This is a genomic window from Micromonospora sp. LZ34 (assembly GCF_052981855.1).
On record NZ_JBRIQN010000012.1, the window covers coordinates 1 to 14,351 of the forward strand.

At 70.7% G+C, this 14,351-nt stretch carries 15 protein-coding genes; 10 read left to right on the top strand and 5 right to left on the bottom strand.

The window, feature by feature from the left end:
* The 3 genes from ACVCAH_RS15320 to ACVCAH_RS15330 form a co-directional block, all read left to right on the top strand.
* Positions 1 to 811: hypothetical protein (locus ACVCAH_RS15320; RefSeq protein WP_447136793.1), on the top strand; the 811-nt coding region annotated here is incomplete at its 5' end.
* Positions 812 to 1,251: 440 nt separating this feature from the next.
* The gene (locus tag ACVCAH_RS15325) at positions 1,252 to 1,635 is read left to right on the top strand and encodes a hypothetical protein (protein ID WP_447136794.1); all 384 of its coding nucleotides are present in this window, start codon (positions 1,252 to 1,254) and stop codon (positions 1,633 to 1,635) included.
* A gap of 219 nt (positions 1,636 to 1,854) precedes the next feature.
* A complete protein-coding gene (locus ACVCAH_RS15330; protein ID WP_447136795.1) occupies positions 1,855 to 2,163 on the top strand; it encodes a hypothetical protein in 309 nt (102 codons plus the stop codon).
* 323 nt (positions 2,164 to 2,486) lie between these two features.
* On the opposite strand, the gene ACVCAH_RS15335 is transcribed toward ACVCAH_RS15330, so the two are convergent.
* The 3 genes from ACVCAH_RS15335 to ACVCAH_RS15345 form a co-directional block, all read right to left on the bottom strand.
* Positions 2,487 to 3,497 carry a CU044_5270 family protein gene (locus ACVCAH_RS15335; protein WP_447136796.1) on the bottom strand — a complete coding sequence of 337 codons (1,011 nt, stop codon included), beginning with the start codon at positions 3,495 to 3,497 and terminating at the stop codon, positions 2,487 to 2,489.
* Positions 3,494 to 4,114: an RNA polymerase sigma factor gene (locus ACVCAH_RS15340; protein ID WP_447136797.1), complete on the bottom strand. Its 621-nt coding sequence runs from the start codon at positions 4,112 to 4,114 to the stop codon at positions 3,494 to 3,496. The genes ACVCAH_RS15335 and ACVCAH_RS15340 overlap by 4 nt, the downstream gene beginning before the upstream one ends.
* A 178-nt stretch (positions 4,115 to 4,292) precedes the next feature.
* A complete protein-coding gene (locus ACVCAH_RS15345; RefSeq protein WP_447136798.1) occupies positions 4,293 to 5,210 on the bottom strand; it encodes a DMT family transporter in 918 nt (305 codons plus the stop codon).
* 118 nt (positions 5,211 to 5,328) lie between these two features.
* Between ACVCAH_RS15345 and ACVCAH_RS15350 the strand changes: the two genes are divergently transcribed.
* Positions 5,329 to 6,267, top strand: a complete 939-nt coding sequence (locus ACVCAH_RS15350; RefSeq protein WP_447136799.1) for a LysR family transcriptional regulator — start codon at positions 5,329 to 5,331, stop codon at positions 6,265 to 6,267.
* Between the two features lie 169 nt (positions 6,268 to 6,436).
* Complete coding sequence (locus tag ACVCAH_RS15355) at positions 6,437 to 6,973, top strand: DinB family protein (protein ID WP_447136800.1); 537 nt, start codon at positions 6,437 to 6,439, stop codon at positions 6,971 to 6,973.
* A gap of 18 nt (positions 6,974 to 6,991) precedes the next feature.
* Here ACVCAH_RS15355 and ACVCAH_RS15360 read toward each other — a convergent pair whose 3' ends face one another.
* Positions 6,992 to 7,423, bottom strand: a complete 432-nt coding sequence (locus tag ACVCAH_RS15360) for a GNAT family N-acetyltransferase (RefSeq protein ID WP_447136801.1) — start codon at positions 7,421 to 7,423, stop codon at positions 6,992 to 6,994.
* A 165-nt stretch (positions 7,424 to 7,588) separates the two neighbouring features.
* Here ACVCAH_RS15360 and ACVCAH_RS15365 point away from each other — a divergent pair, with 165 nt between their 5' ends.
* The 3 genes from ACVCAH_RS15365 to ACVCAH_RS15375 all read left to right on the top strand — a co-directional run bounded on the left by ACVCAH_RS15365 (position 7,589) and on the right by ACVCAH_RS15375 (position 11,182).
* On the top strand, positions 7,589 to 7,993 hold the full coding sequence (locus tag ACVCAH_RS15365) for a Fur family transcriptional regulator (RefSeq protein ID WP_447136951.1): 405 nt from the start codon (positions 7,589 to 7,591) through the stop codon (positions 7,991 to 7,993).
* 30 nt (positions 7,994 to 8,023) lie between these two features.
* The gene (gene katG / locus ACVCAH_RS15370) at positions 8,024 to 10,255 is read left to right on the top strand and encodes a catalase/peroxidase HPI (RefSeq protein ID WP_447136802.1); all 2,232 of its coding nucleotides are present in this window, start codon (positions 8,024 to 8,026) and stop codon (positions 10,253 to 10,255) included.
* Positions 10,256 to 10,387: 132 nt separating this feature from the next.
* On the top strand, positions 10,388 to 11,182 hold the full coding sequence (locus ACVCAH_RS15375; protein ID WP_447136803.1) for a class I SAM-dependent methyltransferase: 795 nt from the start codon (positions 10,388 to 10,390) through the stop codon (positions 11,180 to 11,182).
* A gap of 122 nt (positions 11,183 to 11,304) precedes the next feature.
* Here the strand turns inward: ACVCAH_RS15375 and ACVCAH_RS15380 are convergent, their stop codons facing one another.
* Entirely contained in the window at positions 11,305 to 12,540 is a 1,236-nt protein-coding gene (locus ACVCAH_RS15380) for a hypothetical protein (protein ID WP_447136804.1), read from the bottom strand.
* 495 nt (positions 12,541 to 13,035) lie between these two features.
* Between ACVCAH_RS15380 and ACVCAH_RS15385 the strand changes: the two genes are divergently transcribed.
* Both ACVCAH_RS15385 and ACVCAH_RS15390 read left to right on the top strand, forming a co-directional pair.
* On the top strand, positions 13,036 to 13,317 hold the full coding sequence (locus ACVCAH_RS15385) for a hypothetical protein (protein ID WP_447136805.1): 282 nt from the start codon (positions 13,036 to 13,038) through the stop codon (positions 13,315 to 13,317).
* The gene (locus ACVCAH_RS15390) at positions 13,305 to 14,342 is read left to right on the top strand and encodes a hypothetical protein (RefSeq protein ID WP_447136806.1); all 1,038 of its coding nucleotides are present in this window, start codon (positions 13,305 to 13,307) and stop codon (positions 14,340 to 14,342) included. Before ACVCAH_RS15385 ends, ACVCAH_RS15390 begins: the two co-directional genes overlap by 13 nt.
* Positions 14,343 to 14,351 lie beyond the last annotated feature (9 nt).

The window sequence follows — 14,351 nt, forward strand, 5'->3', positions numbered from 1 at the left end:
TGGATCAACAACCCGGCCCGGCAAGAACAACCCACCCGCTAACGACAACCTGTCTCAGGTTGACTTGACAACTACCGACATGCCCGACGACGGCGGGCTGGACGTGCTGGTCACTTCGGATCTCGGCGGGTCGGCTGTCCGGATCGCCGGGTTGGGCGAGTTCTACGGGCCGGGGTTGTGCTGGGAAGAACTGTGGGCGCTGGCGAACATGCCCGATCCCGTGCTGAGCCGCGAGCAGCGCCTGTTGCTGGCGTTGCCGTTCATGGGCGACGGAGCGGTGCCGGCTGATGCCCGTACGGTCGTTGCGGCGGCATTGCGGTCCGTGGGTGCGACGGGCAATGTCGACACGCTCGTCAGTGATCTCGTGGATCCGGCGGAGGGGTGGGGCGCCGGGATGTGGGTGATCCGGCACGGCGTACGGATGTGTCTGGCCCGGCACGCGCTGCGGCACATGCAGGACACGTCGCTGAACGAGTTGCGGGAGGTCGACCTGGCGTTCGGTGCTCGGTTCGCTCGAAGTCGGTCGGGTAGCCGGGAGTACCGGCCGCGCTCGGCGGGCCGAACGGTGCCGCGATGGCGGTTCGAGGTGGTCGAGGCCCGGGCGGACGGTGTGGGTCTGCGGCTACTGGGCCGCCTCGACGGTGAGATCCGAGACGGGGAACCGGCGCGGCTGGTGGACGGTGTCGCCGAGGTACCGATCACCGCGGTTCGAGTCGGGGAGGACCCGGCGACCCGGATTCTGTTCCTGACGATGGACGCGGAAGTGCCCCCGCCGGCGGCAGGCGCGCAGCTGCTTCCTGCGGACGGATAGCGCGCCGGGCCCCACAGTCTTCATGTTGGGGTGGGGCCTGGCTGCGCCGTTTTCGGGAGCCCGCTCATTATGAGCGGGCTCCCCGGAGCCTGGCCCGACTCGAACGGTCTGCCGCCCCTGCGTTCAGTGACGCGCGGCACCGGCGCCGGGCGTTGGGCAGGCCGGCCTCCAAGCGTAGTGCGCCCGGGCCCAACGCAGGGGTGTCCGCTCATGCCGCGAATCAAGGCGGCCCGCAAGCGGGCCGCGGCGGCCGGCCCCGGCCTGCTGGCGACCTCCGGCCGGCATCGGCCGGGCCGGCCGGCCACGCTGGCGGACGACAGGCCTCTGAAGACCTCGGGGCTCCGCCCCGAGCCTCGGCCCTCCTCAGAGATCCGCCTTCCCACCCATTCACCGCAGAGCCGCTGCGCGACATGTCGTTGCCGGCTGGCACAGTCCGGCGCATGAGTTATGACTTGGCGGTGTGGGAAGGTGACAGGCCCGCTGACAACGCCGCAGCGCTTACCACCTTCAAGGCGCTGTACGAGAGGTATATCGGTGACGGCCAGATTCGGCCGACGCCGCGTATCCGAGCCTACGTCGAGGCCCTTCTTGAGCGGTGGATCGACCTCACTGAGGATGACGACGAGGAGCGGAGTCCATGGTCGACGGGGCCACTGATCAAGGAGGCATCGGGACCGATCATCTACTTCCCGATGGTGTACAGCCGCTGTGAGGAAGTGTCGGCCGGTGCCGCACGAATTGCGGCTGAGCATGGCCTGGTCTGCTTCGACCCGCAGCTAGGTCTGCTTCGACCCGCAGCTAGGTCTGCTTCGACCCGCTCCTGAGGAGCTGTAGGTCGCCTTCACGGACCACATGTTGAGGGTCCCGGGCATGGCTGTACAGCTATCCGTACAGCCAAGCCGGCCGACCTAACCGAGTTTGAGGCCGACCGGAGGTGACAGGACGAGCAGCTTAACGGCGGTTACCGACGTTGGTCGAGAGCAGTCTTGATCTTTTGCAAGGTACGGCCACATATCATCGGTGATCCGTGCCAAGGAGGTCGGATGGAGACATGGCGCTTCGTGGCCGCTGTCATGATGAGTCTGACCATGGGCCTCATCGGTGTCGCCCTGGCCGCCAACTTTCGAGGCGTGACGGAGTGGCACGTGCGCCGGTCGATGGCCACCGCGAGCGTGCTACGGCGAGTTCCGCCGTGGCGCTGGCTTCCGGATGCCCAGTACGACAAGCGTCTGGCGCGTTTCGTTCTGCTGGAACGGGCGATTGGCGTGATCTTCGCAGCGGCCGGGGTCATGATCTTGATCGTTCTCGTCTACGGGGTCCTGTCCGGTGAGCCGATGCCGTCGAGCCGATGAGGAAGCCGCGGGCGTCCGGATCTGCCAGACGAGCGGTCCGCATCTAGTCCGCAAGAGGTAAACGGACAGCGGGGGAGCACTGTGAGATGTCGAGAGGCGTTTCCTTTGCTTCGCCCCCTGGGCGCCCCGGCCGTCAGGGCGGGCAATTTGATCTCATACTCCCTCGGTCGCGGGGTCGAGTCCCGCCCGCCCCACCTCGGACAGCCCCTGGTCAGCCATGCTGACGACGACCCGGACGAACCACGTCACGCTGGTCCGCCCGGATACGAGTGAAGGGCCCACCCCTGTTGTCAGGAAAGGGCCCCACACTCAATCAACGTTCGTCAGTTGGTCTGGCCGGGCGCGTCCACGATCTTGCCCGTGACCCGGATCAGCTCGACCTCGACGTCACCCTCCTTCAGCCTGACCCCCTCAGGCGTCGTATGGTCCTTGACCACGACGGTCCGACTTCCGAGGAACTCGTGGGTGGTCGGATCGAGCAGGATGTCCTCGTGCCGCCACCCGTCCTGGACCATGCCGACCGCGATCGCCGGGCGTCCGTCGAAGTCAACCGTCCCGGTGGACTGGGTGACACCGGGGATCAGGGCCAGCGCCCGCAGCAGCGTCGCCTTCAGACTGGGCGGGAGCACGTTGTCCCGCAGCATCGAGTTGATCACGGAGTACGAGAGGCCGTCGCGTCGGGCTTTGTCGCCCTTGCCGGACGGTACCTGGGCCCGCAGCCAGTCGAGTAGCGCCTGCGGATCGGCAGGCAGCCCGGCCAACGTCGGGTAGTCCTGGGGCGGCATGGAACGCGCTGCCTCCAGGGACTCCGCGCTGACCTCGAGCTTGCCGTCAACCATCATGGCGCTCTGCCGGCCGTCCGCGCGTACCCACGACCGGGTCGTCTCCCTCATGGCCTGACCCTTGTCCTCGGCGACCTTGCCGCGGACGATCTTCAGCTCGACGTACGTCCACTGATCGGAACGCGGCGGTGTGAACGTCTCCTTCTCGGCGTGCATGGCGGCCAGTTCGAAGGTCTGGGCGATCGACCCGCCCGCTGCGTAGGGTCGCTGCGCCGGCTGCGTCCCCGCTGGCGGGTTCCCCTGGCCGAGGCCACCGACCGCGACCACGCCGGCCACCAGGGCGGCGGCCCCGAGGGTGGCGAAGCCGGACCGCCAGGCCCAGCCCGGCAGGCGCCAGCCGCGCGCCTTGACCTGCTCCGGCCGGTTCGGCACGGTGACCTCGCGTTCCGCGATCCGGGCCAGCAGCGCCGCCCGGGCCCGGCCCTGAGCAGCCGGCGACGGTGGCTCGACCTCGCTCCAACTCTCCCGCAGCGCGGTGATGTCGTCGATCACTGGGAATCCTCTCCGGTTGCCGTGGGGTCGGCGCCACCCAGCGCCGCCTGTAACCTCTTGCGCGCCCGATGGAGCCGGGACCGGACGGTGCCGGCGGGAATCTCCAGCGCCCGGGCGACCTCCTCGCAGGTCAGGTCCGCCCAGGCGATGAGGAGCACCACCTCCCGGTCGGCTGGCGCGATCTCCTCCAGCGCCGCCGCCAGCCGTCCGCGCACCGCCTGCGCGTCCAGCCGTACGGCGACCCGGTCGGCCGGGCCGTCGACGCTGTCCGTGTCGGCCGTGGTGACCTGGTCCGCCCGGGCCAGTGCCCGGTACCGCCGCGCCTCGGTCCGCTGGTGGCCGGCGATCAGGTTCGACGCGATACCGAACAGCCAGGGCCGGGCGCTGTGGTGTGTGGTGTCGTACCGCTGCCAGTTGTGGAACGCGACCAGAAACGTCTCCGCCGCCACGTCGTCGGCCAGGTCACGGCCCAGTCGTCGGGTCGCGTAGCCATGGATCGCCGGGTAGTAGCGGTCGAAGATGATGGCGAACAGCTCCGGATCCACGTGCATCCGGCTGATGATCTCGACGTCTGTCTGCCCAGTGGCGGTGTACACGTCTCGTGTCACCACACCCATGAGTCCTCCTTCTGTCCGCACACCCCCCGTACGCGGCCGAGGGCTCATCCCTACTTCGCCGATAGCCGCGGGAGCGTTCGCGGGAGAACTCGCCGCTGCCGGTCGTGGCTCTGGCGGTCCGCTGTTTTCCCTGCTGGACAGTGTCGAGTGCAGGTGGTGGCGGATGGGTAGCTCGACCTCAGAATCCGTCCCGTGCCGGTTGCAGTGCCTTGTGGTGGACGGGGTCGGGCCCCTGCCGTGGGTCCTGGCGCTTGGCCGGTCGGACCTGCAGGACCGCGACGGAGGCTAGCACCAGGACCCCGCCGGCGAGCTGGACGGCGCTCAGGGACTCGCCGAGGATGAGCGCGGCAAGTGCGGTGGTGACCACGGGTTCGAAGGTGGACAGGATGGCGGCGGTCGACGGGCCGGTCCGCTTAAGGCCCGCGAAGAAGGTGAGCATCGCCAGGACGGTGGAGACGACGGCGATGCAGGCCAGCCAGAACCAGCCCGGCAACCTGAAGTCGAGATCGACCCCACCGGTGAACAGGGCGCGTGCGCCGAGGGTGCCGGCGGCGCCGGTCATCACCAGCGCGGACAGCACCACCGGCGGCAGCCGGTGCACGACGGTGTCGGCGACGAGGATGTAGACGGTGTAGGTGATCGCGGCGCCGAAGGCCAGCAGCGCCCCGAGGGGATGGAAGCTCACGCTGCCGGCGCCGAGGAGGACGAGCAGCGTTCCGCAGGACGCGGCCACCAGCGCTGCGCAGCGCCCGGGTGTCAGCCGGTCCCGGCCCAGCAGCACCGCCGCCACGGTGACCAGGACGGGGTAGGTGTAGAGGATCAGGGACAACAGCGACGCATCCATCAGCTGCAGGGCCGAGAAGTACAGACTGGCCTGAGCGGCGTACCCGACGGCGCCCAGGCCGACGGCAGTGGCCACCACGAAGCGGCGCGCAGTCGCTGGACGGCCGGCCGGTGGTGTCGGTTCTCCCCGACGTAGCTCCTTGCGGACGAGCAGGAGTATCCCCAGCAGCGCGGCTGCCAGGCTGAAGCGCACCAGGAGCAGCGTCCCCGGCGAGACGCCCGCCTGGTAGGCGAGCTTCCCGAAGATCGCCATGGCGCCGAAGCACGCTGCGGAGACAAGACACAGTGCCGCACCCATGCGGTCCAGCATCGGCTACCTGATTCAACAGGTCCAGTGACGATACGTGGAGCTGACTCGTTACCATTCCTGCATGGTCGCGCTGGATCTTCGCCGCCTCCGCTTTCTTCGGGAGTTCGAGGAGCGGGGCACCCTGGCCGCGGTCGCCGCAGCTCTCGGCTACAGCCCATCCGCGATCTCCCAGCAGCTGACCCTGCTCGAGAAAGAGGCCGGTACCCGGTTGTTCGAGAAGGCCGGGCGGGGCGTGCGGCTGACCGATGCCGGGCAGGTCCTGGCCCAGCACGCGCGAGTGTTGCTGGCGGCGGCCGAGGCGGCAGAAGCGGATCTGGCCGCCCTGAGCGGTGAGGTCCGCGGCACCGTGCGGGCCGGCGGCCTGCAATCGGCGGCCCGCCGCCTGTTGGTGCCGGCCGTGGCCCGCATGATGGTCGACCACCCACGGATACGCGCGGAGATCTCCGAACTCGAACTGGAGCAGGCGCTACCGGACCTGCGGATGGGCGCGGCCGACCTGGTGATCGGCGACGAGTACGACGGTCATCCCCGGCCCCGGCCAGCAGGACTACGCTTCGCGCTCCTGCTCGAGGAGCCGCTGAAGGTGGTGTTGCCTGCGACCCACCCGCTGGCCAGGCCTGGAGGACCTGTCCCGGTCGCCATGCTGCGATCCGACGTCTGGGTCGCCTCCGACGAGGGGACCGGCCATCACGCGATGGTGGTCGGGACCTGCCGGTCCCTCGGCGGGTACGAGCCCGACCTGCGGCACCGCTCCAGCGACGCCGACGTACAACTCGAACTCGTCCGCGTCGCGGCAGCCGTCGCGTTGCTGCCGGCATTGACCCTGCCGGCCGATGATCCCGCTCTCGCTGTCCGTGACGTCGCCGAAGCCACCCTCCGGCGCCGCCTGGTCGTGGTCACCCGCGACAGCCCGCCGGCCCCCGCACTGACGGCCTTCCTGGCGGCCGTGACGGACCAGGCGCACCAGCTCAACCGGCCACGATCCGAGCCGACTGCCTAGACCCCTACCGCGAGCGTGTGCACAGCTGACAGCCAGGCACAATTCGGCGTTGCCGATCACCATCACCAACTACCGGGACTTGTTCGGAAACTCCGCAAGCGGCCCGGGATGTGGCTCATCCGAGCAGACACGACACCGGTGTCGGCTCCCGTCGGTAGAGTCGCCGGCCATGACTGACGTCGATGAGCAGAGCCGGCCGGGACCTCCCGTCGCGGGCGATGAGACCGCCACCCTCCTGGGTGCCCTGGAGCGCTCGCGCTCGTACCTGGCCTGGAAGTGCGGCGGACTGGACGCGGACGGCATGAGAGCGACGGTCGGCGCCTCGTCGATGACTCTGGGCGGGCTGCTCAAGCACCTGGCCGCCGTCGAGGAGGACCAGTTCTCCCGGAAGCTGCACGGGCGACAGTTCGGGCCCCCGTGGGACACGGTGGACTGGGACGCCGACCCGGACTGGGAGTGGCACTCGGCCGCCGAGGACACGCCGGAGCAGCTCATGACCCTCTGGCAGGACGCCGTGGCCCGCTCGCGGACTCTGGTCGCCGAGGCGCTGGCCGATGGCGGCCTGGACCGCCTGGCCCGGTTCACCTGGCCCGACGGTCGCACACCCAACCTGCGACGGCTCCTGATCGACATGATCGAGGAGTACGCGCGGCACGTAGGGCACGCCGACCTCATCCGGGAGTCGGTCGACGGGCTCACCGGGTAAGATCCCCCGGACTGAAGCTCAGGGCACCGGTAGCGGCTTGACCCACCGCGACCATTCGGTTTGGCGCCCGTAGCCGCAGGTCCGCCAGGCCTGGTGGGCCAGGGTGTTGTCGTCGAGCACCATCGCGTCAGCGCGGGTGCCGCCCAGTTGCCGGAACCTTTCCTCCGCCGCCTCGACCAGGAGGCGGCCGATGCCCTGCCTGCGGCGCTGCGGTGCCACCGCCAGTCGGTAGAGGTGGCAGCGCCATCCGTCCCACCCGGCGATGACCGTGCCCACCAGGTCGGTGCCGTCCAGCGCGAGGATGAGCGCTTCGGGGTCGCGTGCGATGAGTGTCTCGACGGCCCGTGCGCTGTCAGCCGGACGGTGTGCGTCCTCGGCAGCCACGCGCCAGAACGCGAGCACGGCCGGGATCTCGGCGACGGTTGCGGGCCGCAAGCTCAGTACGGGCACCCGGAGATGCTACGGGACCGCCACCCGGCCGGTCTGCCACGGAGTCTGGAGCGTTCGCGGCGGCGAATGATCTGATTCGGTCTCCCGTGATCAAATATAATCTTGACTGATTCCAGAAAGCGCGCCAGACTACGCGGCGTGGCCACGCCCCTGGACTTCCAGCGGATGCTGCGCGGGGCCGCGTTGCGCGTGACCCGTGCCCGGGTGGCGGTGCTGAACGCGGTGCAGGCGCATCCGCACGCCGACACGCACTCGATCATCGCTGCCGTGCGCGTGGATCTCCCCGAGGTGTCCCACCAGACCGTGTACGACGCGCTGCACGCGCTCACGGCCGCCGGGCTGGTGCGGCGCATCGAGCCGCCCGGCTCGGTGGCTCGCTACGAGTTGCGGGTCGGGGACAACCACCACCACGTCGTGTGCCGGTCGTGCGGTCGCATCGTCGACGTCGACTGCGCCGTCGGCGAGGCGCCCTGCCTGACCGCGTCCGACGACAGCGGCTTCTCGATCGACGAGGCCGAGGTCGTCTACCGGGGCGTGTGCCCCGACTGTTCCACCCCTGGCAGTTCCTGATCCCCCTGATCCACGTACGGAAGGAACCGGATGTCCGACAACCACGATGCCGTCGTCCACGACGCGGAGGCGGGTAGCGAGTCCCGCTGCCCGGTCGCGCACGGAAGCGCCCCGCACCCGACCCAGGGCGGTGGCAACCGCGGCTGGTGGCCGAACCGGCTGAACCTGAAGATCCTCGCCAAGAACCCCGCCGTGGCCAACCCCCTTGGTGACGAGTTCGACTACGCCGAGGCGTTCAAGACCCTCGACCTCGCCGCCGTGAAGCAGGACATCGCGGAGGTCCTGACGACCTCGCAGGACTGGTGGCCGGCCGACTACGGCCACTACGGCCCGTTCATGATCCGGATGGCGTGGCACAGCGCGGGGACCTACCGGATCAGCGACGGCCGCGGCGGCGCCGGCGCCGGGCAGCAGCGCTTCGCGCCGCTGAACAGCTGGCCCGACAACGGGAACCTCGACAAGGCTCGCCGCCTGCTCTGGCCGGTCAAGAAGAAGTACGGCCAGAAGCTCTCGTGGGCCGACCTGATGATCCTCGCCGGCAACGTCGCGTTGGAGTCGATGGGCTTCAAGACCTTCGGCTTCGCCGGTGGCCGTCCGGACGTCTGGGAGCCCGACGAGGACGTCTACTGGGGTCCCGAGACCACGTGGCTCGGCGACGAGCGCTACACCGGCGACCGGGAGCTGGAGAACCCGCTCGCGGCGGTCCAGATGGGCCTCATCTACGTCAACCCGGAGGGCCCGAACGGCAACCCGGACCCGATCGCCTCGGCCCGGGACATCCGCGAAACGTTCCGCCGCATGGCGATGAACGACGAGGAGACCGTCGCGCTGATCGCCGGCGGTCACACGTTCGGCAAGACCCACGGTGCGGGCACCACCGACCACGTCGGTCCCGAGCCCGAGGGCGCCCCGCTCGAGGAGCAGGGCCTGGGCTGGAAGAACAGCTTCGGTACCGGCAAGGGCGCGGACACGATCACCAGCGGGCTCGAGGGTGCGTGGACCGACACCCCGACCACGTGGGACAACAGCTTCTTCGAGATCCTGTTCGGGTACGAGTGGGAGCTGAGCAAGAGCCCGGCCGGTGCGCACCAGTGGAAGCCGAAGGGCGGCGCGGGTGCCGGCACCGTCCCCGACGCGCACGACCCGTCGAAGAGCCACGCCCCGACGATGCTGACGACGGACCTGGCGCTCCGGATCGACCCGGTCTACGAGCAGATCTCGCGGCGCTTCCTCGAGCACCCGGACGAGTTCGCGGACGCCTTCGCCCGGGCCTGGTTCAAGCTGACCCACCGCGACATGGGGCCGATCGGCCGCTACCTCGGCCCGGAGGTCCCGGCCGAGACGCTGATCTGGCAGGACCCGGTCCCGCCGGTGACGCACGAGCTGATCGACGCCGACGACGTCGCCACCCTCAAGGGTCAGATCCTCGCCTCGGGGCTGTCGGTGTCCGAGCTGGTCTCCACCGCGTGGGCGTCGGCGTCCACGTTCCGTGGCAGCGACAAGCGCGGCGGCGCCAACGGGGCGCGCATCCGCCTCGAGCCGCACAACGGTTGGGAGGTCAACAACCCCGACGAGCTGGCGAGGGTGCTGCGCACCCTGGAGGGGATCCAGGCGGCGTTCAACGCCTCCCAGACCGGCGGGAAGCAGGTCTCGCTCGCCGACCTGATCGTGCTCGCCGGTGACGCCGGCGTCGAGCAGGCCGCCCGGAACGCCGGGGTCGAGGTCGAGGTCCCCTTCACGCCGGGGCGTACCGACGCGTCGCAGGAGCAGACCGACGTGGAGTCGTTCGCCGCGATGGAGCCGACCGCGGACGGGTTCCGCAACTACCTCGGCAAGGGCAACCGCCTGCCGGCCGAGTTCCTCCTGCTCGACAAGGCGAACCTGCTGACCCTGAGCGCGCCCGAGATGACGGTCCTCGCCGGCGGTCTCCGCGTCCTGGGTGCCAACTACCAGCAGTCGCCGCTGGGCGTGTTCACCACGACCCCGGGGGCGCTGACCAACGACTTCTTCGTCAACCTGCTCGACGTGGGCACGACGTGGACGGCGACGTCCGAGGACGCGAACACCTTCGAGGCTCGTGACCCCGCCACGGGCGAGGTCAGGTGGACCGGCAGCCGCGTCGACCTCCTCTTCGGCTCGAACTCGGAGCTGCGCGCGCTCGCGGAGGTCTACGCCAGCGACGACGCGCGCGAGAAGTTCGTGCGCGACTTCGTGGCGGCGTGGGTCAAGGTGATGAACCTCGACCGGTTCGACCTCGCCTGATCCCGTGGTCCAGGCCGGCCCGCGCGGGCCGGCCTGGACGCCCGAGGGCACGCGGCCCGGCCGAGGTTTCCGGTGACCCTGACCGTCCTGACAGGAGCACGCGGGGCATCGGTGGGGGCGTATGGTTCGCACATGACGCACCAGGTCTGGGCCGACGGTGAGGCGTACGAGGCGTACGTGGGGCGGTGGAGTCGCCTCGTCGCGGCGGAGTTCCTGCGCTGGCTGGCCGTGCCACCCGGTCAGCGTTGGCTGGACGTGGGGTGCGGCACCGGCGCGCTGACGTCGACGGTGCTGGCGCTGGCCGACCCGAAGCAGGTCACCGGCATCGATACCTCCGAAGGGTTCGTCGCGCACGCCCGTACCCGGGTCGGCGACTCACGGGCGGAGTTCTACCTCGGCGACGCCCGGTCACTGCCGGTGCCTGACCACGATGTCGACGTTGTCGTCAGCGGGCTGGCGCTGAACTTCGTGCCCGACCCGGCGCGTGCCGTGGCCGAGTTCGCCCGGGTCGTCCGGCCGGGCGGCGTGGCCGCCGCGTACGTCTGGGACTACGCCGGGGGCATGGCGATGATGCGCCACTTCTGGGACGCGGCCGTCCAACTCGACCCGGCGGTCGCCGAACTGGACGAGGCCCGCCGGTTTCCCCTCTGCGCCCCGGATCCGCTGTGCGCACTGTGGATCGACGCGGGACTGCAAGCGGTGTCGGCCCGGCCCGTCGAGGTGCCGACGACCTTCGCCGACTTCGACGACCTGTGGGCCCCGTTCCTCGGCGGTCAGGGCGCCGCTCCGGCCTACCTGATGTCCCAGCCCGAGCGGCGCCGGGCCGCCCTGCGCGACCTGCTGGCCGCCCGGGTGCCGACCGAACCGGACGGCTCGATCCGGCTCACCGCCCGGGCCTGGGCCGTCCGGGGAACGGCAGCCGACTGACCTTCGGGGCCCATCGGAACTGACGGCGATCCGGCTGTCCAGTCCCGGACTCAGCCACCCGAGCCGTCGGCATCCTCCGCCAGCCAGCGCACGTGTCTCGACCGTGCACGCGGAGCCGCGCGTCACTGGTCGATGAGTTTGGTCAGTTCCTCGCGCAGCGGCCAGGACTCGTCGGCCATGCACTCCACCAGACAGGCCAGGCTGAACGCCAGCGGCCAGGAGGCGGCGTGCCGGCTCTCGACCGGCAACAGGTCGAGCGGGGCGTCGCGGTTCCACTCGGCGGTGCCGGCCAGGCGTACGACCGTCACCTCTCCCACGTACGGGCGCTCGGTCCAGCGCACGATCCGGCCGAGCACCTGCTCCGCGCTGACGTTGAGCAGGGTGACCGCGCCGAACTCGGGGTTCGCGCCGCGGCTGAGCCACCGCCCGACGCCGAGGACCTCGCTCTGCCGGATCTCACCCGGCTGGAGGTTGCACTCCTCCAGCAGTTCGCGGACGGCGCCGTTGAGTATGACGTCCCTGAGGTTCGCCGCTGGCGTGCCCGGGGGCACGTCGCGCGGTTCCAGGGCGCCGGAGCCGGAGGGCGCAACGAGGCCGGGGCTGCTGACGTTGTCGCTGGTCTGCGCGACGAGGAGGAGTTGACCGTCGGTGGTGAACGCGAGCGTCGAGACGCCGACGGCGTTCGCGAGCCGGCTGTCCCGGTAGCCGCGGAGCCGACCGCGGTGGTCCAGCAGCAGATCACGCCCGCGCAGCGCCGGCGCCGTGCGGCCGACCTCGTAGACGTCGTACTGGGCGAGCAGGTTGCTGCAGAAGAAGTCGAAGTAGCGCGCCCGGTGCAGGGTGACCGGGGTGTCGGCCGCGCCGGTCGGCAGTTCGTCGGCCAGGCCCAGGATGGCGGAGTTGTGCATCGAGGCCGTCCTGGCGTGGCGGGCGAGGAAGTCGAACGACCAGCGTCTGAGGTCGCGGCTGAGGACGTGGTCGGCCTCGGCCACCCGGTAGGCGATCGGCGCGCTCCGCAGCCGCGCGCTCTCCCCGGTCAGCACGACCCCGATGTTGCGGCCGCTCTCCAGCACCCGTCCGGTGCCCGCCACCTGCTCGGCGATGTCGCGGTAGTCGTCGCTGCCGCGGCGCTGGAAACGGATCTGCCGGGCACGCATCCGGTTACGGTGGATCTCCAGCGCCGCCACGAGGAGCCCGGCCGCACCCGCCGTGACGCTGATCGCCTTCGGCGGGTTGCTGGTGGCGGTCGCCGCCCCCAGCGCGGCCAGCAGCGTGCCGACGGTGGTGAGCCGGTACCGCCAGAGGGCGCGACGCCAGATGCCCGCGGTGGTGTTGACCCTTCTCGCCGTCCTGAGCACTCGGCACCGTCCCCGGTCGAACCTGACGTGGCCGCCCGAATGGTAGCGGCGCCCCGCAGCGCCCCGATCCGGCCGATCACCCAGAGTCGATCTGTCCGATAGCTGACAGGACGCCGGGGGGCCCCGCGCAGCACTGTTGTAGCAGGTGAGAGGCGTAAGGATGGCGGGCCACATCCCATTCCTCCGGCCCGGCGGGGACAGCATCGTCCCCGCCGACCCGCCATCACCGAGCCCGGCCCCGCCGTGGCTCCGGCGTAACGCTGCGCCGGCCCGCCCACGTACGTCGAGGCCGCGCCCGGTGGAGACCGTCCCGGGCGCCCGGGACGGCGTCCCACCCTCCGACACCGACGTCGCGACATCCGGCAGCCGTACGCCGACCGCGCCGACGCGGCCGCGCGCGGCCCGACCCGGGTCCCGCAGCACAGGAGAGCCCGCCGGACCGCGACCGGTCACGAGTCGGCCGGTCCGGCACCGAGCAAGAGAGGAGGGGCCCGCATGGCCGCTCCCACCGCGACCGCAACCCTGAACGCGTCGACGTACTCGCCCGGCGACCAGATGACCCTCACCGTCGTTTACTCCGACGCCGACACCCGGCCGCTGACCGTCACCATCGTGGTCACCGACGCGCAGGGCAACAGCAGCGCCCCGGCGCGGGTCACCGCCGTCATCGATCCGCTCACCGTCACCGTCGCCGACGACTCCGGCCGCACCTGGACCCGGGTCTCGGACAACGGGTCGGTGGCCGTCTACCGGGCGGTGGCGTTATGCCCCGGGTGACCGTGACGGTGCGTGACTCGGGCGGGCGCACCGCTACCGCGACCGCCGCCTACTCCGTCGCCGCGCCGGTGCTCGGCGGCTACTACCTGTCCGGCGGGGCCGACCCGACGGCGGACATGGCGGGCGGCAACTTCCGCTCGCTCACCCAGTACCGCAGCTTCGCCGACGGCTACACGTTCCCCGGCTACAACCGGCCCTGGCTGACCAGCCTCGGCAAGTCGGCGATCCAGATCACCATGGTGCTGGAGTTGAAGCACTACGGCGCGCCGAACACCGGGCCGCAGACCTTCACCGTGGACGGCGTGAGCTACACCGTCCCGGCGCCCGCGATGACCATCCAGCAGCAACCGGGCACGACGTGGCCCAAGGCGTACGGCTACGGCCAGGTCCTCGCCGGGCAGTGCGACGGGCTCTTCGCCCGCGCGCTGGCGCAGTACCGGACGCTGGGCTTCGGGGTGAACATCCAGCTCGCCTCGGAGTTGGACACCGACCACGAGTACGGCACCACCGAGGCGGGCAGGGCGTACACCTGGGCGGAGTCGGACGCCCGGGCGGTACAGGCGATGACGTACATCGTGAACTGGTTCAAGGCGCGCTCGCTGCCGGCCGGCACCACCTTCTCGATCGGGGTGGGTGGCTTCGACCGGCCCTGCTTCCAGCGCACTCACCCGGAGGCGCTGATGGCGAAGCTCGACTTCCTCCAGTGGAACGTCTACGCCACCGCGCCCACCCACACCGCGCTGGCCCGCTTCCGCCGCACCAAGGACTGGGCGGTCGCCGACCTCGGCCCGGTCGCGCTCTCCCGCCCGGTGATCATCGCCGAGTGGGGGGTGCGGGTGGCGGAGATCCCGGACCAGGCGAAGTGGATCGGGACCGTGCCGGCGGCGATCGCCGCGTTCAACGCCGAGCGCGGGCCGCGGATCGTCCGGACCAACTACTTCAACTCCGGGTGGGGCACCCTGTCGCCCAAGACGGCCGGGCTGGCCGCGCTGCGGGCCGCGTACGCCACCCGGCCGTACGTCTGAGGCGAGCCG